11 protein-coding genes are annotated in these 24,002 nt (G+C 43.1%); 9 read left to right on the top strand and 2 right to left on the bottom strand.

What is annotated here, in order from left to right; all coding sequences use genetic code 11:
* Window positions 1-15: 15 nt before the first annotated feature.
* The 3 genes from QUA10_RS18415 (at window position 16) to QUA10_RS18405 (ending at window position 9,049) form a co-directional block, all read left to right on the top strand.
* Window positions 16-5,466, top strand: coding sequence for an AAA family ATPase (locus QUA10_RS18415; protein ID WP_333083925.1), 5,451 nt, complete (start codon window positions 16-18; stop codon window positions 5,464-5,466).
* Between the two features lie 307 nt (window positions 5,467-5,773).
* A complete protein-coding gene (locus tag QUA10_RS18410; protein ID WP_333083923.1) occupies window positions 5,774-7,048 on the top strand; it encodes a response regulator in 1,275 nt (424 codons plus the stop codon).
* Between the two features lie 258 nt (window positions 7,049-7,306).
* The gene (locus QUA10_RS18405; RefSeq protein WP_333083921.1) at window positions 7,307-9,049 is read left to right on the top strand and encodes an EAL domain-containing protein; all 1,743 of its coding nucleotides are present in this window, start codon (window positions 7,307-7,309) and stop codon (window positions 9,047-9,049) included.
* A 733-nt stretch (window positions 9,050-9,782) separates the two neighbouring features.
* Here QUA10_RS18405 and QUA10_RS18400 read toward each other — a convergent pair.
* Window positions 9,783-9,959 (bottom strand): hypothetical protein, encoded by a 177-nt coding sequence (locus QUA10_RS18400; protein ID WP_333083919.1) that lies wholly within the window; start codon window positions 9,957-9,959, stop codon window positions 9,783-9,785.
* Between the two features lie 219 nt (window positions 9,960-10,178).
* On the opposite strand from QUA10_RS18400, the gene QUA10_RS18395 reads away from it, so the two are divergent.
* The 6 genes from QUA10_RS18395 to QUA10_RS18370 all read left to right on the top strand — a co-directional run bounded on the left by QUA10_RS18395 (window position 10,179) and on the right by QUA10_RS18370 (window position 22,602).
* Complete coding sequence (locus QUA10_RS18395; RefSeq protein WP_333086333.1) at window positions 10,179-10,454, top strand: hypothetical protein; 276 nt, start codon at window positions 10,179-10,181, stop codon at window positions 10,452-10,454.
* 381 nt (window positions 10,455-10,835) lie between these two features.
* Complete coding sequence (locus QUA10_RS18390; protein ID WP_333083917.1) at window positions 10,836-12,083, top strand: hypothetical protein; 1,248 nt, start codon at window positions 10,836-10,838, stop codon at window positions 12,081-12,083.
* A gap of 127 nt (window positions 12,084-12,210) precedes the next feature.
* Window positions 12,211-14,544, top strand: coding sequence for an NAD(P)-binding protein (locus QUA10_RS18385; protein WP_333083916.1), 2,334 nt, complete (start codon window positions 12,211-12,213; stop codon window positions 14,542-14,544).
* A gap of 401 nt (window positions 14,545-14,945) precedes the next feature.
* The gene (locus tag QUA10_RS18380) at window positions 14,946-20,513 is read left to right on the top strand and encodes an AAA family ATPase (RefSeq protein ID WP_333083915.1); all 5,568 of its coding nucleotides are present in this window, start codon (window positions 14,946-14,948) and stop codon (window positions 20,511-20,513) included.
* A gap of 301 nt (window positions 20,514-20,814) precedes the next feature.
* The gene (locus QUA10_RS18375) at window positions 20,815-21,519 is read left to right on the top strand and encodes a site-specific integrase (RefSeq protein ID WP_333083914.1); all 705 of its coding nucleotides are present in this window, start codon (window positions 20,815-20,817) and stop codon (window positions 21,517-21,519) included.
* A 186-nt stretch (window positions 21,520-21,705) separates the two neighbouring features.
* On the top strand, window positions 21,706-22,602 hold the full coding sequence (locus tag QUA10_RS18370) for a GIY-YIG nuclease family protein (RefSeq protein WP_333083913.1): 897 nt from the start codon (window positions 21,706-21,708) through the stop codon (window positions 22,600-22,602).
* A 53-nt stretch (window positions 22,603-22,655) separates the two neighbouring features.
* Here QUA10_RS18370 and QUA10_RS18365 read toward each other — a convergent pair whose 3' ends face one another.
* Window positions 22,656-23,927: an alpha-L-fucosidase gene (locus tag QUA10_RS18365; protein WP_333083912.1), complete on the bottom strand. Its 1,272-nt coding sequence runs from the start codon at window positions 23,925-23,927 to the stop codon at window positions 22,656-22,658.
* Between the last annotated feature and the right edge of the window lie 75 nt (window positions 23,928-24,002).

Here is a 24,002-nt window from a genome sequence, read left to right as displayed (position 1 = left end):
TTTTAAAAATATACCATGAGAACCCCTATACCCGGATATCAACTGATCGCCTCCCTCCACGAAGGTACAAAAACTGTTATTTATCAAGGTCGCTACGAGTTAGAACACACTCCTGTCATCATCAAAACTCTCAAAGCTGAGTATCCGACCCTAGAAGAAATCGCCCGAATCAGGCACGAATATCAAATCCTCCACTCTTTAAACATTCCAGGCATTATCAAACCCATCGAATTAAAACCTTATGAACACGGAGTTGCTCTGATTTTAGAAGATTTGGGCGGACAGCCCCTCAAGGAATATATTAACTCTAAAAAAACGAACTTAATTAACTTTCTTCAAATCGCCAGTCAACTCGCTAAGATTCTCGGAGAACTGCATCAAAACCACATTATCCACAAAGACATTAAACCCCAAAATATCCTCATAAAACCAGAAAATAGGCAAATCAAGCTCATCGATTTTAGCATCGCCACACGCCTAGAAAAAGAAAATTCTACTATTAGTAACCCCAACTATATCGAAGGCTCTCTCGCCTATATGTCTCCCGAACAAACGGGGAGAATGAATCGTTCAATTGACTACCGCACAGACTTTTACTCCCTTGGCATTACCTTCTACGAAATGCTTGCGGGTCAGCTACCTTTTAATTCTAACGACCCAATGGAATTGGTGCATTGCCACATCGCGAAACAACCCCCCTTGCTAAATCAGCTAAATCCCGAAATTCCCAAGGCTGTTGTTGACATCGTAATGAAATTATTAGCCAAAACTGCTGAAGACAGATATCAAAGCGCTCGCGGACTTTTAGGTGATTTAGAAGAATGTCTTAAACAATTAGAAGCATCTGGACAAATTAAAGATTTCACAGTGGGTAAGTTGGATCGATTTGGTCAATTTCTCATTCCTCAAAAACTATATGGACGAGAAACAGAAGTTGCAACCCTAATGGCAGCCTTTGAACGAGTTGCAGTTGGCTCAACAGAAATGATGCTTGTCAGCGGTTATTCAGGCATTGGAAAAACCTGCGTTGTGCAAGAAGTTCACAAACCAATAGTACGCCAGCGCGGTTATTGTATTGCCGGGAAATTCGATCAATTTAAAAAAAATATTCCCTATGCAGCCTTAATTCAAGCTTTTCAAGAATTAATCCGGCAACTGTTAACAGAAAACTCTGAAAATATAGAAATTTGGAAAGAGCAACTTGTAGAAGCTTTGGGACAAAATGGACGGGTAATTATCGACGTGATTCCTGAAGTAGAATTGATTATGGGCGAACAGCCAGAAGTTCCCGAGCTAGGGTCAACTGAATCTCAAAATCGCTTCAACCGAGTTTATAAACAATTTATTCATGTATTTACTAAGCCCGAACATCCGCTTGTTCTGTTCCTAGATGATTTGCAGTGGGCAGATTCAGCGTCTCTGAAGTTGCTCCAACTCTTGATCACAGACACCGAGAGCGAATATCTATTACTAATTGGAGCTTATCGAGATAATGAAGTCAGCCCAACTCATCCGACGATTCAAACCATTGAACAGATTGAAAAAACAGGTGCGGTTGTAAATAATATCGTCCTCCAGGCTTTAGATATTAGCAACGTCCGCCAATTAGTAGCCGATACTCTTCAGGGAGATAACAATTCCATAAAATTAGCAGACTTACTTTTCAATAAAACTCAGGGTAATCCGTTCTTCTTAACACAACTTTTCAAGACTCTATACTCTGAACAACTGTTAAAGTTTGATTTTATAAAAACTCGCTGGCAATGGGATCTCAAGCAGATTCACTCCCTGGGAATTGCTGATTATAATGTTGTGGAACTCGTAGCTAAAAACATTCAAAAACTGCCAGAGTCTACGCAACAAATATTACAATTAGCTGCTTGTATCGGCAACCGCTTTAACTTAGATGTCTGCGCGATTGTTAATAAAAAATCTCCGCTAGAGACAGCCGATAATTTGTGGTCAGCACTTCAATCAGGTCTAATATTACCCCTAAGTAACGACTACAAAATCCCTCTGGCTTTTCAGTCAGAAGAGCAGGAGACGCTACTTTTTGATGAATCGAGAGTTGGCTACAAATTTTTACATGATCGGGTGCAACAAGCAGCCTATTCAATGATTCCTGAAACTCAGAAAAAAGCAACGCACTTGAAAATTGGTACGCTCTTGTTGGATCAATACGCAGAAAACGCCTTGGAAGAGAATATATTTGATATTGTCAATCAGTTAAATATTGGCGTAGAATTTATTACGCAGCAGTCAGAAAAAAATCAACTTGCTAACTTTAATTTAATTGCTGGACGCAAAGCAAAAGCAGCGACAGCCTATGAGGTGGCTGTCAGATATTTGAATGTGGGATTAGAACTTATGCCAGAAGATAGCTGGCAAAGTCACTATGAATTGACGCGAGATATCTACTTAGAAACATTGGAAGCAGAATACCTCAATCTTAATTTTGAAAAGACACAAAAACTATCTAAAATTGTTATTTCACAAACAAAAACCCTACTTGAAACAATCAAAGTGTATGAATTAAAAATTCCGTTTTATTTATCCCAAAATCAGCCTCAAAAAGCCTTAGAAACAGCATTACAAGTGCTAAAAAAATTGGGAATATCTTTGCCTCTCCATCCAAACAATATCAGTATAATGCTTGAATTATTTCGTACTAAATTTATAGTAGGGAGAAAACAAATTCGAGATTTAGCAAGTTTGCCAGAGATGACCAGCCCCGATCATCTGGCAGCTATAAGGATTTTGATGAATATTATTCCGGCAGCTTTTGCTGCTAGTCCCGCTCTTTTTCCACTTGTTGTCTTTAAAATTGTTTATCTTTCTGTCAAATATGGGAATGCAGCTTTATCTGCTCAGGGTTATTGTATGTATGGTATGTTGCTTTGTGGAGTGCTAGAAGATACTGATTCTGGGTATCAATTTGGACAACTAGCTTTGACTTTATTGGAGCAGTTTAACGCTAAAGAAATAAAAGCTAAGGTATACCATTCATTTAACCATTTTATTCGAGAGTGTAAAGAACCCATAAAAAATACAATAATTCCTCTAACTGAGGCTTTTAAAAGTGGGGTAGAAACCGGAGATTTAGAATATGCAGGTTATGCAGCGTTGTACCATTCTACTAATATTTTCTGGAGCGGTGAACACCTAGAATATGTTGCTAATGTTCAGCAGCGCTATCTAAAAGCACTTAAAAATTACAAGCAAGAATTTACGGCTGATCTTTTGGCTATCTGGAATCAATTTGTCTTAAATATAAAAAATGAATCTACTAATACTACTATACTAACAGGAGAAAGCTTCGATGAATTGCAAAAATTATCTATTTTAAAAAAAGCTAATAATAATACAGCACTTGCTTATTTTTTCTTAGCTAAACTTATTTTATTTTTTTTATTTAAACATTTTGATCAGAGTCTTGAAACAGCTATTTCACTAGAAAAATACAAGCAAAACTTGAGTGGTGCTATGCTGCCAAGTACATACAACTTCTACTATTCCCTATCCCTCCTCATCCACTATCCAGCCACCACCAAAACCGAACAAAAGCAATACCTAAAAAAAGTAGCATCTCATCAAAAACAAATGAAAAACTGGGCGCACCACGCCCCGATGAACTTCCAGCACAAATACGAACTCGTAGAAGCTGAAAAAGCGCGAGTATTGGGACAAAACGAGACAGCAATAACCTACTACGAACGAGCCATCAATGGAGCCAAAGAACAAAGATTCATCCAAGAAGAAGCCCTCGCTAACGAACGCGCCGCCGAATTTTATTTAGCCATCGGTAGAGAAAAAGTCGCCAAAACCTACATGACCGAAGCCTATTACTGCTACATTCGCTGGGGAGCAGTCGCCAAAGTCCGAGACTTAGAAGAAACATATCCCCATCTCATATCCCGCACGCAGCAGTCTGAAACTATCAGCCTCGACCCCATTAGCACAACCACCTCAAACTGGACGACAACCTCTACTTCCAGCCATTCAACAGCACTTGACCTCGATACAATTATGAAAGCAGCACAGGCGTTATCTGGGGAAATTGTTCTCAGCGAACTGCTAAGTAAATTAATGACCATTCTCATAGAAAATGCCGGAGCTACTCGCGGCTCATTGCTCACAAAACCCACTTTTTTATCTCACCCAAGTGAGAATCAGTGGGTGATTTCAGCCACCGGAATCGTGGAAGGTAACGACCTCACCGTATTGACCCATCCTCAACAACTAGAAGAGGAAACTATTTCCGTTTCTCTCCTTGAAAATGCAGTTCCAGCCGCGATTATCAACTACGTTGCCCGCACTAAAGAAACAGTCGTTTTAAACGATGCCAGCCATGAAGGTATCTTTAAAAAAGACCCCTACATCCAACACAATCAGTCCAAATCAATCTTGTGTACACCCCTGCTCAATCAAGGTCAACTTACAGGGATTATCTATCTCGAAAATAACTTGACTACCGTCGCCTTTACCGCTGACAGACTCACAGTCTTACAAATGCTATCGGGACAATCTGCTATCGCTATTAGCAATGCAAAACTTTACGCAGAAGTCAATCAACTCAACCAAAACTTAGAACAAGCGAATCAACAACTTGCAGCCTATTCGGAAACCCTAGAACAGAAAGTTGAGGAACGAACCGCCGAATTAAAAACAGCTCAAAAACAAATAGTAGCCTCAGAAAAACTCGCCTCCCTCGGAGCCCTCACCGCAGGTGTGGCCCACGAAATCCGCAATCCCATCAACTTCGTCACTTCTCTTGCTACTCTCTCAGAAGACTTAACATCTGAAATCGCAGAAGAAATAGACCGCCAATCCCAAAACTTAGACTCAGAATCTCTGGAATTAATTAACGAAAACCTCACCTATCTTAAGCGCAACGTATCAGAAATTAACGAACAAGGACAACGTGCCAACAGCATTATTCAAAGTATGCTAATGCACGCTCGCAGCGAGGGCAGTAGCCGCCAAAAAACCGACATCAACGCCCTCGTCGCTCAAGCCCTACAATTAGCTTACCACAGCATCCGTGCCAAAGATAAAACCTTCAATCTTACCCTAAAAACCGACTATGACCAATCAATTGAAGAACTAGATGTCGCTTTTTCTGACCTCAGTCGCGCCTTAATTAACATCATCGATAATGCTTGCTATGCCTCCCATATTAAACAATTTAAAGTAACCGGAGATTTCACTCCCACAGTTTCTATTACCACTAAAACTCTAGCCACTGCAATAGAAATTCGCATTCATGATAATGGCATCGGTATTCCTAAAGAAAATCAACAAAAAATATTCCTCCCTTTCTTCACTACCAAGCCTCCCGGACAGGGCACAGGTTTAGGTTTATCCATCACTCACGATATCATTGTTGGACAACATCGGGGCAATTTGGAAGTGCAAACCGAAACCGGAAATTACACGGAATTTATCATTAATTTGCCCAAAAGTTAAATAGCTCTGGCGCACGATAGAGGCGCTAAAACACTACATCAATAACTTTACTCGAAGTTTGAGACCGCTTCTACACAAACCCAACCCACCAGCACGGCTTATAATTATACAGTGCATCTTAAGTTAAGTAGATCCCTTTAATTAAACGTAAAAGACGGATGACTAAAAAGGTGATTGCATAAGTTTTCTTCCTTCTTCCTGACTACATCCTCATTAATAAGTTGAACCCTTTACAAATTTTAAACAACGCGCTATATTAAGCTAGTGACCCTAGTTATTTCTACCATAGGATACAGGATAGCTCCCCATGACAGCCAAAATCCTAGTCGTCGATGATGAACAACTTTTAGAATACGTCATTCAACAAAAATTCAGGCAAAAAATTCGGGTCAAAGAAATTGAATTTGTCTTTGCTCACAATGGCAGAGAAGCCTTAGAAAAAATTGCAGAATCTCCACCATTTGATTTAGTGCTAACAGATATTAATATGCCCGAAATGGACGGGTTAACTTTACTAGAAAAACTCTCAGAAATCGACAATACATTAAAAGCAGTCGTCATCTCCGCCTATGGAGATATGCAAAACATTAGAACTGCCATGAACCGGGGAGCTTTTGACTTTTTGACAAAACCCATTGATTTTCAGGACATGGAAATCACCATCCAAAGAGCCTTAGAAACTGTCAAACAAGTCAGACAAAATTTAACAGAACTTCAAGAGGTGCAAACTCAACTCATTCAAAACGAAAAAATGGCTTCCGTCGGCCAGTTAGTTGCCGGAGTTGCCCACGAAATTTACAATCCCATCAGCTTCATTATAGGAAACATTGAACACGCCGAAAGCTACTTTCAAGAATTGATGACTGCTCTCAATATTTATCAAGAACACTGCTCCCTAAATAATCCAGAAGTACAAACTCAAATTGAAGCTCTTGACCTCCCTTTTCTCTTAGAAGACTTGCCACAACTGCTCAGTTCTATGAAAGAAGGAACTGAGCGCATTCGGGGAATCAGCATTTCTCTGAGGACTTTTTCGCGGACCGATACTAAATCCAAAGTTCGTTTCAATATCCATGAAGGAATTGATAGTAGCTTATTAATTTTGAGACATCGGCTCAAAGCGAATGAGGGTAAACCCGAAATTCAAGTGCTAAAAAACTACGAAGAATTACCCCCAGTAGAGTGTTATCCCGGACAGTTAAATCAGGTGTTTTTAAATATCATTGCTAATGCCATTGACGCATTGGAAGAGTGGGATTTAGGGCGGAGTCGCGATGAAATTAAGGCGAATCCTAATTTGATCAGGATTCGCACTTTCCTTACCGATGAGAGTGAAAAAATTATCAAGGAGAATTCCGCTCCTCATGTTATAATTTCTATTGCAGACAATGGAATGGGGATGACTGAAGAAGTGAAGGGGCGGGTATTTAACCACTTATTTACTACAAAATCTGTGGGTAAAGGGACGGGATTAGGTTTATCAATTTCGCGGTCTATTGTTGAAGAAAAACACGGGGGATGGCTCAGTTGTAACTCTACACCAGGCGAGGGAACAGAATTTATTATTGAAATTCCCACTTAAGGGTTGGGAACAGATCAAGTCAACACTTACGCACAGGCTAAAAACCGGGTTTCTCCGTAGATTTATAGTGAGAATCTTCAATTTTTTAGATCGACCCGGTTTAGGAGCGTAAGTCCTCAAAATGAGGAGTTTTCTGTAGGAGCAGTGCTTTCCTGCCTGCCCCAAACTTACTTACGGTGCAACCCCAGGGGGCAATCACAGGAGACTGTCCTTACAAGAGAATTCAACTCCTGGCTACTTGCTAACAAGAGCAATTCCATGACATCTAAAATCTTAGTAATTGATGACGAACCACTTTTAGAATATCTAATCCTTCAGCTATTTCGGCGTCAAATCAGCACTCAAGAATTTGAGTTTGATTTTGCAATTAATGGAGTGCAAGCTTTAGATAAATTGCACGCTAATGGCTCTTTTGACTTGGTGCTAACTGATATTAATATGCCCGAAATGGACGGGTTAACTTTGTTAGAGAATCTGCCAGCTATTGACCCGACGCTCAAAGCTATAGTGGTTTCAGCTTATGGGGATATGCCAAATATTAGGACAGCTATGAATAGGGGTGCTTTTGATTTTTTAACGAAGCCCATTGATTTAAATGACTTAAAAGTTACCATTAATAAAACTTTAGAGTTTGTGCGATTTGCTAGGAAAAAAGAGCAGGAACTTGCTACAGCGAATGCACAAATCCGCTACCAAGCATTTTACGACGAGCTGACAGATTTACCTAACCGTAATTTGCTCTTAAAGGAGATGCGTAGTGGCAGGAATTCTATAATAGAACCGGGTCATTTAGAAGCTATTTTATTGCTAACTCTTAACCGTTATCAAATTGTTAAATATAGCTTAGGTCACTCTAGAGGAGAGCAGTTGCTAGTAGAAGTAGCACGGCGGTTAGAGGCTTGGGCTTTGAATATGAATCTTATAGCAAGAGTGGGAGAAGATGCGTTTGCGATTTGGCTGGCAAATATTACTAATTCTCAGTTAGCTTTAGAGGCAGCAGAACACATTCGTCAAGCATTAGAAATACCGTCTAACTTAAATGGAACTGCGGTCTTTTCTAGCGTTAGTATTGGCATTGCTTTAGGTGCAATTGGCACCAAAGAGCCGGAAGATTTACTGCGAGAGGCTGACGCGGCTAGACATGAGGCTTTTGTTCGGGGTGCTAGTAGCACTGTTGTATTTGATGTTGGTATGCAGTCGAGAGCTTTAGAGCAACTCCAGTTGGAAAATGACTTGCAAAATGCAATTAATTTACAACAGTTTTACCTGAATTATCAGCCAATTGTATCTTTTGTAACTGGTCAAATAGTGGGGTTTGAAGCGTTGGTAAGATGGCGGCATCCGACCCGCGGCTTGGTTTCTCCGAGCGAGTTTATTCCCGTGGCGGAAAGAACGGGTTTGATTGTGGCACTAGGGGAGTGGGTACTGTCGGAAGCAGTGGCTTGTTTAAGTAAATGGCAGTTGCAATTCCCTGACTATTTGCCTTTAAATATGAGTGTTAATTTATCGGGACTTCAGCTATTTGCTCCTAATTTGTTACCGCTTTTAGACTCACTGCTGCGAGTGCATAACTTGAAGGGCGAATTTTTGAAGTTAGAGATTACCGAGAGTGTTTTAATGGAGAATGCTGAGGAGGCTGCTGGGGTGCTAGAGCTATTGAAAGCTCGGCAGGTTAAGGTGTGTTTGGATGATTTTGGCACGGGTTATTCAAATTTATCTTACTTACAATTGCTGCCGATTGATACTCTCAAAATTGACCGCTCTTTTGTTTGCTGCGTGGAGAAAGGAGGGAAAAATTTGACTTTGTTGGAGGCCATTTTAAATCTGGCGAGTTCTTTGGAATTAGAGGCAATCGCAGAAGGGGTGGAGACGCAAGAGCAACTAATTATACTCCGTTCTTTGGGATGCAGTTCCTATCAAGGGTACTTGTTTTCGCGACCTTTGGAGGAGGAAGGGGCTGTTGCTATGTTGAGTGCTGCAACGCTCTTGGGCGATGCTTAAACGGCGGATATTTCAAGGCTAACTAATATAGCCTATTCCTGGTTTATTAAGTAAAGTGTCAGCCGCTGCTAAACCAGCTTTTTAAATGCTTAGGATTGACCAAATAAGCGTGCCGTAGCCAGCAAACTATCTACTATCTGGGTAGTGGTTGGCGAGAACTACTGTAAAAAAGCTTTCAGTTGTGACACCCTAATTCTATAGGATTAAAACCAGAATAATAGGGTGATACATTCAGGATACATAAGTTGTATTGTCAATAATCTCAACCCTTACGGCATTTTAGCTATCGTACAACAAATCCTTCTCAGATATCTAATTATGCTTAAGATTACTCTTAACGTTTGCAGAAAATCTGCACACAAACTCTAACTTTTGTGTTAATCTTTGCTGAAAAATTAGGTTTTCCGTAAGTGTGGAATTTGTTACTCGCCAGTAGCAGAGATAGGTTTTGTGTAATTCCTGGATTTGCTACTGGCGGATGACCGGACAATGTGAGTACAACTCTGCCACGTTGTTCGGTGGAAGGTTTTTGGTTGGTCTGGTAAATCAGCGATTACGGTTTTCTGAAAATTGAGGACGATCGAAAGGAGGTCAGCCTGTCAAAAAGGCGTTGCTGATTTAGGATATGAAAGACTAAATATGCAAGTCATAGAAACCAGTATCTACAAAGCTTTGGTATTTTTAAGTGATTCTTTTCATACCCTGATTAAGCAACGCCCCTTAACCAAACATATCACCCCCCCGGAGCGATCGCCCGAACCAAACCCTTCACCCCATTCACCCACCGCATTAAGAAATACTCCCGACCGATGCAGTAATGCAGTATTTGTGGCAAACTCTCAGGTGTCGGGTCGGGTATACACCAAGCATGAAGATCGAGGGTCACGGACAAGCCAAAATACTCACTCAAGAGGACATCGAACTCTTATTTAACAAAGGTTTGCAAAGCGACCGCGACCGCCCCCTATTGGGAGTTTGCTGTACACCGCTTGTCGGATTGCCGAAGCCTGCAGCTTGAAAGTCATCGATGTCTTTACCCCGGCGAATGTCATCCGTTCCGAAATGATCATCCGCTTTCGTCAACACCAAAGGCAAGCTCGGCACCCGCACTATCCCGATCATTCAAGAGTTGAGGCTGCTGTTAGAAACCTACAAACATCCCAAACACCCCTACCTATTCCCCAGCCGCCACCTCAACCACCGCTGGAAACACGCGCACCCGGAAGCCGCCTGTCATCTATTCCAAGAAGCCTGCGAAAAAGTCGGCATCATCGGCGCTTCCACCCACAGCCTCAGAAGGTCGGCCCTGACGAGCGATGAGCAACGCGGGTATCCCATTGCGGATTATTCAAGAAATCAGCGGGCACCGCAACCTCGAACAGTTGCAGAAATACTTAGAGGTTAGGGCACAACCAGTCAGAGGAGCGATCTCTTCACTTTCCATACTTTCTAATACTGGAAAACGCTCGTTACCGTGTTGGCAGCGGTCTGTTAGTTTATGATGAGCGCCCCCAACCGCCGCAATCGCTCCATCTCCGCCTACCAGTGCAGTAATGCAGCAAGTTTGACCGACTCCGCTGTCGGGGTCAGATTTACACCACATGGATCACCCCAACGGTCACATGAAGTATAGGTGGGTTGTGAGCTCGGTTTGCTTTCTCGATCGCTTGATAAAGAGTTTGTAATTGAGAAAATTGGCGTTAATTCAGATCGAACCGATCAGTATTTGTGATATGACTGAAATATAAAAAGTTTGCAAGCTAACTCATAATGAGGTTATGAAGCAATGAATATTAACAGCGCCGCTCAACTTCTGCAAACAGGCTTTCGCACGGCACTAGGAGCAAGCAGCGCGATCGCGGAACTGCTCCATAACCCGCAAAAATTAGCAGACATCCTCGCACAACCGCCAGGCTCGCCAGAGCGACTCCTCCAAGACCTTGCTGCCAGAGGCGAAAGCATAGAACAAGAAGCACATAAATTTGGTGAGACATTTTTATCGGGCGGCAGTAACCATTCAAAACCTCCGCAATACATTGAACGAGCTAACGAGCAATGTTTTCTACAACCCTACGATATCAAAGGTACAAACCTCTATGGATTTGTGCTAGAAAGTTCTTTGCACCAACTACAGAGTTTGTGCGACAAATACCTCAATAATTTAGCCAGCCCACAAGTCGAGTACCGGCCAGCCACAAACTATATCATACTAACCTTTGGAACTATAGACTCCCTTGCTTCTAGAGACAAGCCCGACCGCGATCGGGGTTATATTGACGAGCAGGAAGTTGTTATTTGGGTCTTGACTATGGTCGGGAAACAATGCGGCCCAGTCTTTAAAATAGACCGTTTTGCTTGGTTCGTCCCCTACATATTTGTCAGCAATTCACCGGCTTTAGTTTCAGGGCGCGAGGTATACGGCATCCCGAAGGAAATAGGAAGTTTCAACATTCCCCCAATAGATCGGTTGCAAGAACCCTTCAGTTTGCACACTTATACGTGGAAAACGTTAACGGCTCAAACAGAAGCAAAATGGGAACAGCTAATCAGAGTATCGTCCAAAAATGTAGAGAGCAAAAGCCAATTACCTAAAAATTGGGCGAGTTATTCCGAAGCAGTAACTAACATCACGCAGTTACTTTTCGCGAACGACGGCATCATTGAAGTTCCCGGCTTATGGCTACCGCTGAATCTGTTAGAATACTTGCTCAATGCAGAAATTCCTGTAGTCATGCTCAAGCAGTTCCGCGATGAAGAAAACGGGAAACAAGCTTGCTATCAAGCTATCGTAGAAATTCCCATGAGAGTGTCAAAGTTTCACGCAGGGCGACTCCTAAGTTTTGATTCTTTTGGCTCTCAGTTCGAGGTGGCAATCTACGATTTTGCCAGCCACCCTATTGTCAAGGAACTGGGACTTTATAAAGGCAGCCTACAAACAGAACAATCAGTAAACATACAGCCGAAGCTGGTTTTCTGGCTCAACTTTGATTTCACAGTCGAAAATGGTACTACGGTTTGGAAAGCGCATTCTTAGGCTACACTTTTTGTGAGTCAGCTTGTAAAAAAGTGGACAATAACTTGCCATCATTGCATAACAGCATTGGCACGCCACCTCCCTTTTGAAGGATATACTTTTGAAACTAGATAATACAAATAAACACATGACCTCAGCATCCAAACTCAAAAAAATTGCCATCTTGGGAGGGGGAGTAGCCTCCCTAACCACTGCATTTGAACTCACCAGCCAGCCTGGGTGGAATGCCCTCTACGATATTACCGTGTACCAGCAGGGCTGGCGTCTCGGAGGTAAGGGCGCATCAGGACGCAGCGTGGAGACGAACCCACCGTACCACGAACCTACCTACCGCATTGAAGAACATGGATTGCACATTTTCTTTGGATTTTACGAGAATGCTTTTCGAGTGATGAAGCAGTGCTACGACGAATTAGGAGAAGACGGCCCATTTTTGAGTATAGAAGATGCCTTCAAGCCTCACAGCCTCATAGTTCTCGAAGAATATATTAACGGTCGCTGGATTCATTGGCCGTTCAACTTTCCCACGAATAAATTGCTTCCTTGGGAAGGAGGGGGCTATTTTTCGATGTGGGAGCATATCTGCTCCCTGCTCAAATTGATGCACGATGGTTTTGAAAATTCAAACTCTTTAAAATCTCAGTGTTCAGCTAACAAATTATCCAGTAATCAGCAAACCCCGAACTGGTTAGAACTTCTTGCCAAACAGATAGATATTGGTGGGGAAACTCTTAAACTCACCTCAGAAATTGCACCGCTTCACCTTCCCGACCAACTGGTGCAGTTACTCCTCAAGGAACCGACCCGCTGGTGTCAGTGGTTGGAAAATGCGATGAAACAGATAGGAACTACCTTAGACACTATTGATTTAACATCAGAAGGAACGTTTCTTTACCTGGCTTACAAACTTGCTAAATCTTTGCCAGACGATCCCCGCACTCACCGCTCCGAACACCATACCATCATTCTTAAGCTTTTAGAGCAATTTATGCAGCGGTTGAGAAGCTCTATCGAGTCAGAAATTGAGCAAGATGACGATACATTTCGGATTATAGTTTTGTTAGATTTAGCATTTGCCAACATTCGGGGATTATTTGTAGATGAAGTAATTTATTCTGGTTCTTTAGACTCTTTAGACGAATATGATTATAGAGAGTGGCTACAAAAACACGGGGCCGGGGAAACCAGCATCAATTCAGCATTTATTCGCGTTTTGTATGACCTTGTTTATGCCTTTCCAGGGGGAAACGTTCATCAGCCCAGACTAGCAGCAGGCACAGCAATCCGTATCCTAACAACCGTAATTTTCCAGTACAGCGGGGCGATTATGTGGAAAATGCAAGCTGGTATGGGAGATACGGTTTTCGCCCCGCTTTATAAAGTGTTAAAACGTCGGGGTGTCAAGTTTGAGTTTTTCCACCGTGTGAAACAGTTGCACCTTGACGATTCGCAGCAGTCGATCGCTAGCATTTCTTTGGGACGCCAGGTGAATCTCAAAGAACCATCGCAAGAATACGAGCCGCTGATTAAAGTTAAGAGACTTCTCTGCTGGCCGAGCCAACCCCGCTACGAGCAAATTGTAGAAGGTGAAGAACTCCAGCAACAGCAGGTAAATTTGGAGTCTTTTTGGACTCCGTGGCAAAATAATGAAACCCCAGTCACTCTCAATGTTGGAGAAGATTTTGACTTGGTAATTCTCGGCATTTCTCTAGGAGCCTTACCCTTTATCTGCGGCGATTTGATTAATGCTGAAAAAAATCCGGCTCATCAAAAATGGGCTAATATGGTGAATCAAATCGAAACAGTTCCAACTCAAGGCGGACAGTTGTGGCTTAAATCAAATTTACAGCAGTTGGGATGGAGGGGGGGCAGTCCTGTGGTCGGTTCTTATGTAGAACCCCTCGATACTTATGCCGATATGAGTGATTTGATCCAGCGCGAAAATTGGTCTTCCGAACATTATCCCTACAATCTTGCTTATTTTACAGGCGTAATAGCCGACTCAGGAATTCCTCCCAGCAGCGATCGCGATTTCCCAAAAAGGGAACAGGAGAAAGTAGAAAAACAGGCTATCAACTTCCTCGAAAACCAAATCGGTAACTTATGGCCTAAAGCTACCACTCCAGAAAATCCTCAAGGGTTGAATTGGGATTTGCTTGTCGATCTAAAAAACCAGCAGGGACAGAAACGTTTCTACTCTCAATACTGGCGAGTCAATATCGACCCTTCAGAGCGTTACGTGCTTTCTGTTCCCGGAAGCACTAAGTACCGACTCAAAACTGATAAATCTGGCTTCAATAACCTCTACCTGACGGGTGACTGGATCGACAACGGTTATAATTCTGGCTGTGTCGAAGCAACCGTTATGTCAGCTATGCAAGCTGCTCGTGCTATCTTAAAACAAATTTTTGAGATTGAATATGCAAAACAAATTATTGGTGAGAGGGATTCTTGGTTCTGAAACCTGTGTTAGGGTGCAACAGCAATGAATTTACAGCGCTCGAAGCGAAAAAAAAGCTAACACCGAAACGGAATAATATCTTTAATTACCGAGCTATACGAACGACAGGAGAGAGATTGCGATCGGCAGAACTCTGGTCAGAGGTACGTTGTTGCCCTGGTGCGCTCTTTGAGAACCCCCGCCCAACAACGTACCTCTCCAGACTCTGCAGGGGCGAGATCCTCCGCAACAGTCCGCAGTATTGCCCGATAAGAGTGAATAATTTAAACAGGGCTTACCTCGAACAGCAGAAGGCTTTGCCTTTTGTAGGGGCAAGTCGCCTCTGGTTGCCCTAGAGGAGCGGTGATGTTGCGTAAATTCTGTTCAAGCCACTATCAACGAATTATTAATCACCAAAAAATATGCTAAAACTTCCGGGCTACACAAATTTTCAAAAAATTAATGAAGGCGTGAAAACAGTTGTTTATCGGGGGCTGAAGCTTCAGAACCAACAGCCTGTTATTGTTAAGCTACTACGCTCTCAGTATCCACATCCTATTGATGTTGCTAATTTAAAGTATCAATATGAAATCGCGAAAAACTTGAACATCCCAGGAGTTGTTAAGTGCTTGGAGCTGGAAAGATACCAGAACAGCTTCGCCTTAATTATGGAAGATTTTGGCGCTCAATCTTTAAATTACATCCTTGCTTCTCTCAAGAACGATAAAATCGGCTTTCTCCGAATAGCAATTCAGTTAGCGGAAACTTTAGGGCAACTCCACAAACAGCAAATCGTTCATAAAGATATTAAGCCGAAAAATATTATCATCCATACTGCAACTTGGGTGGTTAAAATTATAGATTTTAGCATTTCTTCTCGCCTGGGCACAGAAAACCAAATAATTAACAATCCTAATTGTCTAGAAGGCACGCTAGCCTATATATCCCCAGAGCAAACGGGTCGGATGAATCGGTCGATTGACTATCGTACCGACTTTTACTCTTTGGGTGCAACCTTTTATGAAATGCTGACAGGTTCCCTACCTTTTGCAGCTACTGACCCAATGGAATTGGTTCACTGCCATTTAGCAAAGCAACCAGTTCCGCCGATTCAGTTAAATCCAGAAATTCCCCAAGCAATTTCTGACATCACGCTCAAATTATTAGCCAAAACAGCAGAAGAGCGGTATCAAACTGCTGAGGGATTAAAAGCGGATCTAGAAAATTGCCTAACTCAGCTACAGGAATTCGGCACAATTTCACCATTCATTGTAGGGTCTAAAGATTTATCCGGTCAACTGCTGATCCCGCAGAAGCTCTACGGCAGGGAAGAAGAGGTAGCTGTATTAATGGAAGCGTTTGAACGAACCAGCCTCGGCACAGCCGAAATGATGCTGGTCAGCGGTTATTCGGGAATTGGCAAATCTTGCTTAGTGAATGAAGTTCACAAACCTGTTGCAGCCAAGCGGGGGTATTTTATTGCTGGTAAATTTGACCAGTTTAAGCGCAATATTCCTTACGCTTCGCTGATTCAAGCTTTCCAATCACTCTTGCGACAGCTATTAACAGAAGATTCTGAAAAAATAGCTGTTTGGAAAGAGAAGCTTTTAACGGCACTGAGTCAAAATGGTTCTCTAATTATTAATGTTATCCCCGAACTTGAACTGATTGTCGGTCATCAGCCAGAAGTACCGCAACTGAGTTCCCATGAATCCCAAAACCGCTTTAATCGCGTTTTTCAACAGTTCTTCAAAGTATTTTGTCAACCCGAACACCCCCTCGTTCTTTTCCTAGACGACTTGCAATGGGCTGATTCAGCATCCCTCAAATTAATCCAACTGCTGATGAGCGATCGCGACAGCCAATATCTGTTAACGATCGGAGCTTATCGGGATAACGAAGTCAATCCAGCTCATCCCTTGATTCAGACATTAGAAAAGATTCGAGAAAGTGGGGCTGCCATCCATAATATTACTGTTAAACCTTTACAGCTAAACCATGTCACGCAGCTAATTGCAGACACCCTCAACGAATCTCTCGAAGCTAGCCGTATAAAATCTTTCTCAGAACTGCTTTTCAATAAAACCCAAGGCAATCCCTTCTTCTTGACTCAACTGCTGAAAGTGCTGGATTCCGAAGAACTGCTAACTTACGACACTTTTATCGGTATTTGGCAGTGGGATATCGAACTTATTCAAACCATTGGTATTGCGAATTGCAATATCGTTGAACTGATAGCAAAGAATATTCTCAAGCTACCACCATCAACGCAAAAAGTTTTAAAATTGGCGGCTTGCATCGGCAGCACTTTTAATTTAAGCGTTTTGGCAATTGTGAATGAAGAGTCGGAATCAGTTACAGCTTCTGGTCTGTGGCCGGCACTTCAGTCTGGTTTAATTTTGCCTCTAAGTGGAAACTACAAAATCCCGCTAGTTTTTCAACAGGAGGAACTGGGCGAACTTATTCTCAGTGATTCCAGGGTTGACTATAAGTTTTTGCACGATCGCGTGCAGCAAGCCGCTTATTCTTTGATTCCCGAATCCGAGCGAAAATCGACTCACCTGAGCATTGGCAAACTTTTGCTGCAAAATACCAGCCCTGAAGACAGAAAAGAAAATATCTTTGCTCTGGTCAATCAACTTAATTTTAGCGCTGACTTAATAGTTGGGCAAGTAGAAAAAGATGAACTAGCTTTCCTAAATCTAATTGCCGGTCAGAAAGCAAAAGCAGCGACAGCTTACGAAGCTTCTGCCAGGTATCTAAATATTGGTTTGGAACTCCTTGCTGCTAATAGCTGGCAGAGTCAGTATGAATTGACTCTCAACCTCCATGTAGAAGCCGTAGAAACAGAATTTTTGAACACCAATTTCAATCACTCTGAACTACTTGCTGAAGCTGTTTTAAAAGAGGCAGAAACCCTACTTGATAAAGTGAAAGTCTACGAGCTAAAAATTCAATCTTATGTCGCTCAAAACCAGCTCATTAAAGCTATTGATACGGGTTGGGAAATATTGTCCATGCTGGGGGTTTCTCCCAAATTGCTAGCAGCCGGGAATGCCTCTGTAAAATTGCCTTCGCTGACAGATTTGGAAAATGTTCCAGAAATGAACGATCCTGATAAACTGGCGGCGATGCGGCTGCTGATGACTATCTCAGCTCCCGCTTCTATTGCCAAGCCTGAGATGGTTTTGCCCATCGTATTGACTCAAATTAATCTCTGCATTGAAAACGGTCATTCAGCGCTAGCAGCTTACGCTTACAGCATTTATGGCTTGCTCCTATGTGCAGCACTTGGAGATTTAGAGACAGGATATTATTCCGGTCAAATAGCTTTGAAGCTGTTAGAGCAATTTAATGCTAAAGAACTCACCGCTAAAGTGTACACTCTGTTTAACGTTACTATCAGACATTGGAAAGAACACGCTAGGGAAACAATAGATGCTTTGCAATTCGGGGTGCAAAGCGGGCTGGATACTGGAGATGTAGAATATGCTGGCTATTGTGCTTTGAACTCTTGCGCTCATATATTTTTAATTGGCAACTATCTAGAATCTGTAGAGTCGCGCCAAGCTCATTATCTCGATTTACTGCTGAAACTCAAACAAGAATTTGGGCTCTACTACATTAAGATATGGAGGCAGCTAGTTTTGAATCTTTTCCGACCTACTGCTGACAAATGTTGCTTAATTGGCGAGAGCTTTGATGAAGTAGAAATGCTGCCGATCTTAGAAACAGCAAATAACCAGATATCCCTTTTTGCTGCCTATCTTGCTAAAGCCATTCTATCTTACTTATTTAAAGAGTTTGCTGCTGCCATTGAAAATGCTTCACTCGCTGAAAAATATAAAGCAGCAGCACCCGGACACATGACGGTTGCCGTTCACAATTTCTACTATTCGCTAGCTCTTCTGGCTCAGTATCCCAATGTCCCAGCTCAAACTGAATCTGGTCGGGAGAGCGAGCAACAAGAAGCTCTGGCTATTGTGGAGTTGAATCAAGAAAAAATGAAGGGCTGGGCTTACCATGCTCCGGCTAATTATCAGCATAAATACGATCTGGTTGAGGCAGAAATAGCGCGGGTAAAAGGGCAAAATTGGGAAGCGATGGAGTATTACGATCGCGCCATCGCAGGAGCTAAAAAACAGGGGTACGTTCAGGAGGAAGCTTTAGCTTACGAACTGGCGGCTGAATTTTATTTAGGGGCTTCAAGAGAGGAGATCGGTCAGACTTACATGGCATCAGCATACTACGGCTACACTCGGTGGGGAGCGAAGACTAAGGTGGCAGATTTGGAGTCAAGATATCCTCCGCTTCTTTCTCTGATATCTGCTACTAAGAACGCCAGCGTTGAGAGAACTACCTCTACAGAAACTACAACATTTACAAACAATACTACAGGTAATTCTTTCCTCGATTTAGCAACAGTAATGAAGGCTTCGCAAGTTTTAGCGAGCGAAGTTGTTTTGAGTAAATTGCTAGAAAAATTGCTAAAAATTCTGATGGAGAACGCTGGCGCCCAAAGCGGTTTTTTAATTTTAGCAAAAAATGGCAACTTGTTGATAGAAGCGTCTGGTTCTGTTGAACGAGATTGGATAATAGTACAGCAGTCGCTTCCAATCGCTTTAAGTCCAGATTTGCCATTGTCTCTAATAAATTATGTAGTCCAAACGAAAACAGATGTTGTTTTAGATGATGCCCGGAGGGATGAATTATTCAAAAATGATATTTACATTGTCAAAAAAAATACTAAGTCTATTTTATGTACGCCTATTATTAATCAAGGTACTTTAATTGCTGTGCTTTATTTAGAAAATAATCTGGCAGCGGGTGTTTTCACATTAGAAAGGCAGGAAGTTTTAAAGCTTCTTTCTACTCAAGCTGCCATTTCTTTAGAAAACGCTTTTCTCTATAAAAACTTGTCGGCAGCTAATGAAAAATTGCAGGAGTACAGCCAGACTTTAGAGGCGAAAGTGCAAGAGAGAACGCGGGAAGTTACCGAAAAAAACGCGCTCCTACAGCAGGAAATTAGCGAGCGAATCTCTACTGAATCGGCTTTGAGGCAGTCAGAAGTGCAGTTAAAAGAACAAGCAGTTCAGCTAGAAAATGCTCTGATTGAATTGCAGCAGACTCAGGCTCAAATGATTCAAACTGAAAAAATGTCAAGTCTGGGACAGCTAGTTGCTGGAATTGCCCATGAAATTAACAATCCGATTAATTTCATTTATGGCAATCTTACTCACGCCACTGAATATATGCAATATTTGCTGCAAATAATCAATATTTACCAGCGAACCTACCCGAATCTTACTCCTGAATTGGCAGCAGTAACAGAGGAAATTGAACTTGATTTCCTCCAACAAGACTTGCTGCAAATTCTGAAGTCGATGAATGTTGGAGCCGAGCGCATCCGCAATATTGTGATAGGTTTGCGGAATTTTTCGCGCCTTGCAGAGAGCGAGATGAAGCGGGTTGACATTCACGAAGGGATTGAGAGCACGCTGCTGATTTTGCAGCACCGCCTGAACTCAGCGGTAAAGCTGGGGGATGGAGATGATAGCGGCGACGAGGGAGGCATTGGGAGCAGAGAAATCCAAGTTGTTAAAGAATACGGGAACCTGCCTTTAGTCGAGTGTTCTGCTGGAGAACTCAATCAGGTGTTTATGAATATTCTAAGCAATGCGATCGATGGGCTGGTACAGTTGGATAACCAGCAGTGTCCAACGCCTGCGATTCGGATTCGCACAGAGGTAAAAGGCACTAGCGCGATCGTCTCAATTGCAGACAACGGACTTGGAATGAGTGAATCAGTCCGCGTGAGGGTATTCGATCCCTTTTTTACAACTAAGCCTGTAGGTTCGGGGACTGGTCTGGGCTTGTCTGTTTCGCACTCAATTATCGTACAAAAACACGGCGGTTCGCTAACGTGCATTTCAGCACCGAGGCGGGGAGCTGAATTTGTTTTGGAGATTCCCCTATCTCGGGGTATATAGACGTTATGTTAGTACATGATTTAGTTGAGTTTTTAGGACAATTTGGAGCTACAACAGTAACAGCAGGTTGTCAACCAATTTTAGAAGTGCATCGACCCATTTAGTATCCTTAATCCTACTACTTTTGTTAAGCTAATTGCTCCGATAAATGTGAATGAGTGCATCTTTACTGCGTTAGCTGCACTTGGGCTAATTTATGACGCTCGCCCTCAGCCACCGCGTTAAGAAATACCCCCAGACCGGTGCAGCAATGCAGTAAGTATGCAAGACTTTGGAGCATCGGGTCGAGTATACACCAAGCATGAAGATAGAACGGCACGGACAAGCAAAAATACTCGCGCAACAGGAAATCGAACTGCTGTTCAACAAAGGTTTGCTTTCTGAGCGCGATCGCACGCTTTTCGGCGTTTGTCTCTACACCGCCTGCCGGATTGCCGAAGCTTGTTCCCTGGAAGTCATCGATATTTACACTGCCAGAGGTACAGTCCGACCTACGATTAACTTCCGCAAGGGCAACACCAAAGGTCAACTCCAAACCCGAACGATTCCGGTGATCGAGGATTTGCGGAGTCTCCTGACATCTTGGAAACCCCACGCCGGCAAAACTTATTTATTCCCCGGCCGCCACCCTTCCCACCACTGGAAGCATTTGCATCCCGACTCAGCGGACAAGGTTTTGAGAAAAGCGTTCGATCGCGCCGGCATCGAGGGAGCCTCCACCCACAGTTTTAGGAGAACGGCTCTCACCCAGATGAGCAACGCGGGAATTCCGCTGCGAATTATTCAAGAAATCAGCGGTCACAACAACCTCGAACAGTTGCAGCACTACCTAGAGGTGAAGCCGGAGCAAGTCAAAGGAGCGATCGCCTCTTTATCGATGCTTTCCTACACCGGAAAAGGTACATTTCCCGGTCTAGAGCATGAATTGCCCAGTGTGCCGTTAGCGAGAGAGCAACTGTCACAAGACCAATCCAACGACGCGGCCCAAGAAATTCCCGACTGGTGACGAGCAATTTTAGATTTTAGATTTTAGATTTTAGATTTTGGATTGACAGTCGCATCAAGAGCATTGAGTGCCGATCGCTTTCTTACCCAAGGCAGAAGCCTTCACCCCCTGGATTTGTTGTTACAATTCTCGATCGTGTGGAGCAGGTGCATCTACAAAACCGGCTCAAAGGAGAATTGACAGACAATGTGGCTTAAATTTGGTGTTGCTCTCAGTGGTGAACTGACGAGCATTGATGAAGTTGTGCGCGGAAAAACTCAGCTAACTTGTCTCTACTGCGGTGGCGGATTGACAGCAAAAAAGGGTTCGGTGAAAGAACATCACTTCGCCCACACCGAAAAGACTTGCAAGCCCGTGTCACAGCGGATTAAAACCAAAGCTTTCCCATCGCTTCCCCTCTACGACAACTTCACCATCCAGCTTAAGGGAGAGGAATTGGAACAGTTGAAAGTGCTGTGGAAAGAGTACGGGGCTCAAAAGCGACCGATTCCCAAAGACTTGGTAAACTTTCGGTGGCAGTTGAAAGGATTGCTGGAATCAGAGGGATCTCGCTCTTATCAGTTTACTCACCTCGGCAAAATTCCAGTGGGTGCGCTTCCCCTGGCGTTGTTCAACCAAGTCCAAGAACCCTTGCTGCTGTCAGAGTTAGTGAAGTTAGAAGGCTCTGTAGAGATTGCTGAAGCTGCGGGGTTATCTTGTTTAGAAGAACGGCGGGCTGATTTGCTGATTTATCGAGCACAACTTCGTCGGATTTTGGTCAATTCGCTCTATTTCCTGGAGGTGAAAGCTGACGGGAACACGTTCTATAAAATTGGAATTACTACTCGATTGATTGAGGAGAGAATCGCCGAAGTGCAGCGGGATGTGAGAGCGCATTACTCGGATGTGGTTGTCAACTTACTAGGATTGTGGGAACATCGGGGGAATGTGGAGCTGTACTTCAAACACCGATACAAAGCGTTTAATTATCGCATTGGCAAGCTGACGGAATATTTTGTGTTTCCTGATGTCAAAGCCGTGCTGAATGATTTGTATGGGATGGAACCTAAAGTGCTGAGTGAGGTTGAGGTGGATGCGATCTGACGAGTGGGGTAGGAAGTGAAAAAGTGCGATCGCTATACTGGTCAAATCTTCCTTTAAGTATCGTTATCGTTGGCTGGAGCAATATCAACTGCAACCACCGTAGCATAGGAATTGAGAGCTTCTTCAGGCACTTGAATCGTTAACTCCCCCCTTGGATCGGCACTTAACATAGAATCGACAATCGCACAGCGAGTTGAGTATTGTAATAATTCCCCTCCACCTACAAAATAAACTGCTTGAATCCGTTTAATGGGTACACATCTTACTGTTACTGACTCGTAGGGCTTCATTAGCAAGAATAAGTAAAAGCGATTGCCCCGCCGAGTAGAAGGGCCGTAGAATTGCCAAGGTTCCAGTCCCGGCTGTGTTCCTACAATACTCTGGGCATGGACACTCATCCATGCTTCTACGAATTGCAACAATTCCAATTGTTCAGATTGAATCTGCCCATTGCCCATAGGGCTGACATTCAACAGCAGATTGCCGCCTTTACCTGCAACTTCACAGAGGGTATGAATAAGTTGGCGAGCTGACTTGAATTGGGTGTCCTTCGGGTTGTACCCCCAGCTTTCATTCAGAGTTAGGCAAGCTTCCCAAGTACGCGGAGGCGGTTGGGGAGGAATGAATTGCTCGCAGGTATCGAAGTCTCCAAATCCAGGGAGGCGATCGTTGATTAGCAAATGCGGTTGCAGCGAGCGAATCATTTCATGTAGCTGTCTAGCTTGCCATTGCTCTGGCTTTCGCTCCCAACCCCCATCAAACCAAAGCAAGTCAATCTTTCCGTAGTTGCTCAACAATTCTTGGACTTGAGCGAACATAAATTCAAGGTAGCGCTCCCACTGGGAACTCGTCGGCTGTCGAAACTTCCCAAACTGATACGGTTTGTCGGCTTCTGTAAAAGCCGGGTAGTCAGGGTAATGCCAGTCAATCAAGGAAAAATACAACCCAATTCGCAAATCTTCAGCCCGCATCGCCTCCACAAATTCTCGGACAATATCTTTTTTGTACGGCGCATACTCGATAGAAAAGTCGGATTGCTGGGTATGAAATAAGGAAAATCCATCATGATGTTTCGCCGTCAAAATCACATACTGCATCCCCAAGCGTTTCGCTAAATGTGCCCAAGTTTGAGGGTTGTATTCAGTTGGATTGAAAGTTTGGGCGGTGCGGTGATAATCCGCTACCGGGACATCTTGGCAGTACGGCAAGCTAAAGACGCCTCCCACCAACGGCCAAGATACTTCGTACCCACACTGGCTGCTATGACTCCAATGAATAAACATTCCCAATCGTGCTGTCTCAAACCAGTTATTTTCTTGAGTCATTGGTTTACGCTGAAATATAGGCGGCATTGCTGAAAGAGTAATGTTTACTCGCAGGTAAAATTAATCAGCTAGAGT

Origin of the sequence: Microcoleus sp. Pol8_D6, assembly GCF_036700965.1 — a bacterium.
Taxonomy (GTDB): Bacteria; Cyanobacteriota; Cyanobacteriia; order Cyanobacteriales; family Microcoleaceae; genus Microcoleus.
The sequence above is the reverse complement of the archived record's forward strand: the minus strand, read 5'-3'. Positions and strand labels throughout refer to the sequence as shown.

What these genes read in the sequence shown, in the direction of transcription:
- QUA10_RS18415 (WP_333083925.1), top strand. Translation starts at nt 16, where the DNA reads ATGAGAACCCCTATACCCGGATATCAACTGATCGCCTCCCTCCACGAA.
- QUA10_RS18410 (WP_333083923.1), top strand. Translation starts at nt 5,774, where the DNA reads ATGACAGCCAAAATCCTAGTCGTCGATGATGAACAACTTTTAGAATAC.
- QUA10_RS18405 (WP_333083921.1), top strand. Translation starts at nt 7,307, where the DNA reads ATGACATCTAAAATCTTAGTAATTGATGACGAACCACTTTTAGAATAT.
- QUA10_RS18390 (WP_333083917.1), top strand. Translation starts at nt 10,836, where the DNA reads ATGAATATTAACAGCGCCGCTCAACTTCTGCAAACAGGCTTTCGCACG.
- QUA10_RS18385 (WP_333083916.1), top strand. Translation starts at nt 12,211, where the DNA reads ATGACCTCAGCATCCAAACTCAAAAAAATTGCCATCTTGGGAGGGGGA.
- QUA10_RS18380 (WP_333083915.1), top strand. Translation starts at nt 14,946, where the DNA reads ATGCTAAAACTTCCGGGCTACACAAATTTTCAAAAAATTAATGAAGGC.
- QUA10_RS18375 (WP_333083914.1), top strand. Translation starts at nt 20,815, where the DNA reads ATGAAGATAGAACGGCACGGACAAGCAAAAATACTCGCGCAACAGGAA.
- QUA10_RS18370 (WP_333083913.1), top strand. Translation starts at nt 21,706, where the DNA reads ATGTGGCTTAAATTTGGTGTTGCTCTCAGTGGTGAACTGACGAGCATT.
- QUA10_RS18365 (WP_333083912.1), bottom strand. Translation starts at nt 23,927, where the DNA reads ATGACTCAAGAAAATAACTGGTTTGAGACAGCACGATTGGGAATGTTT.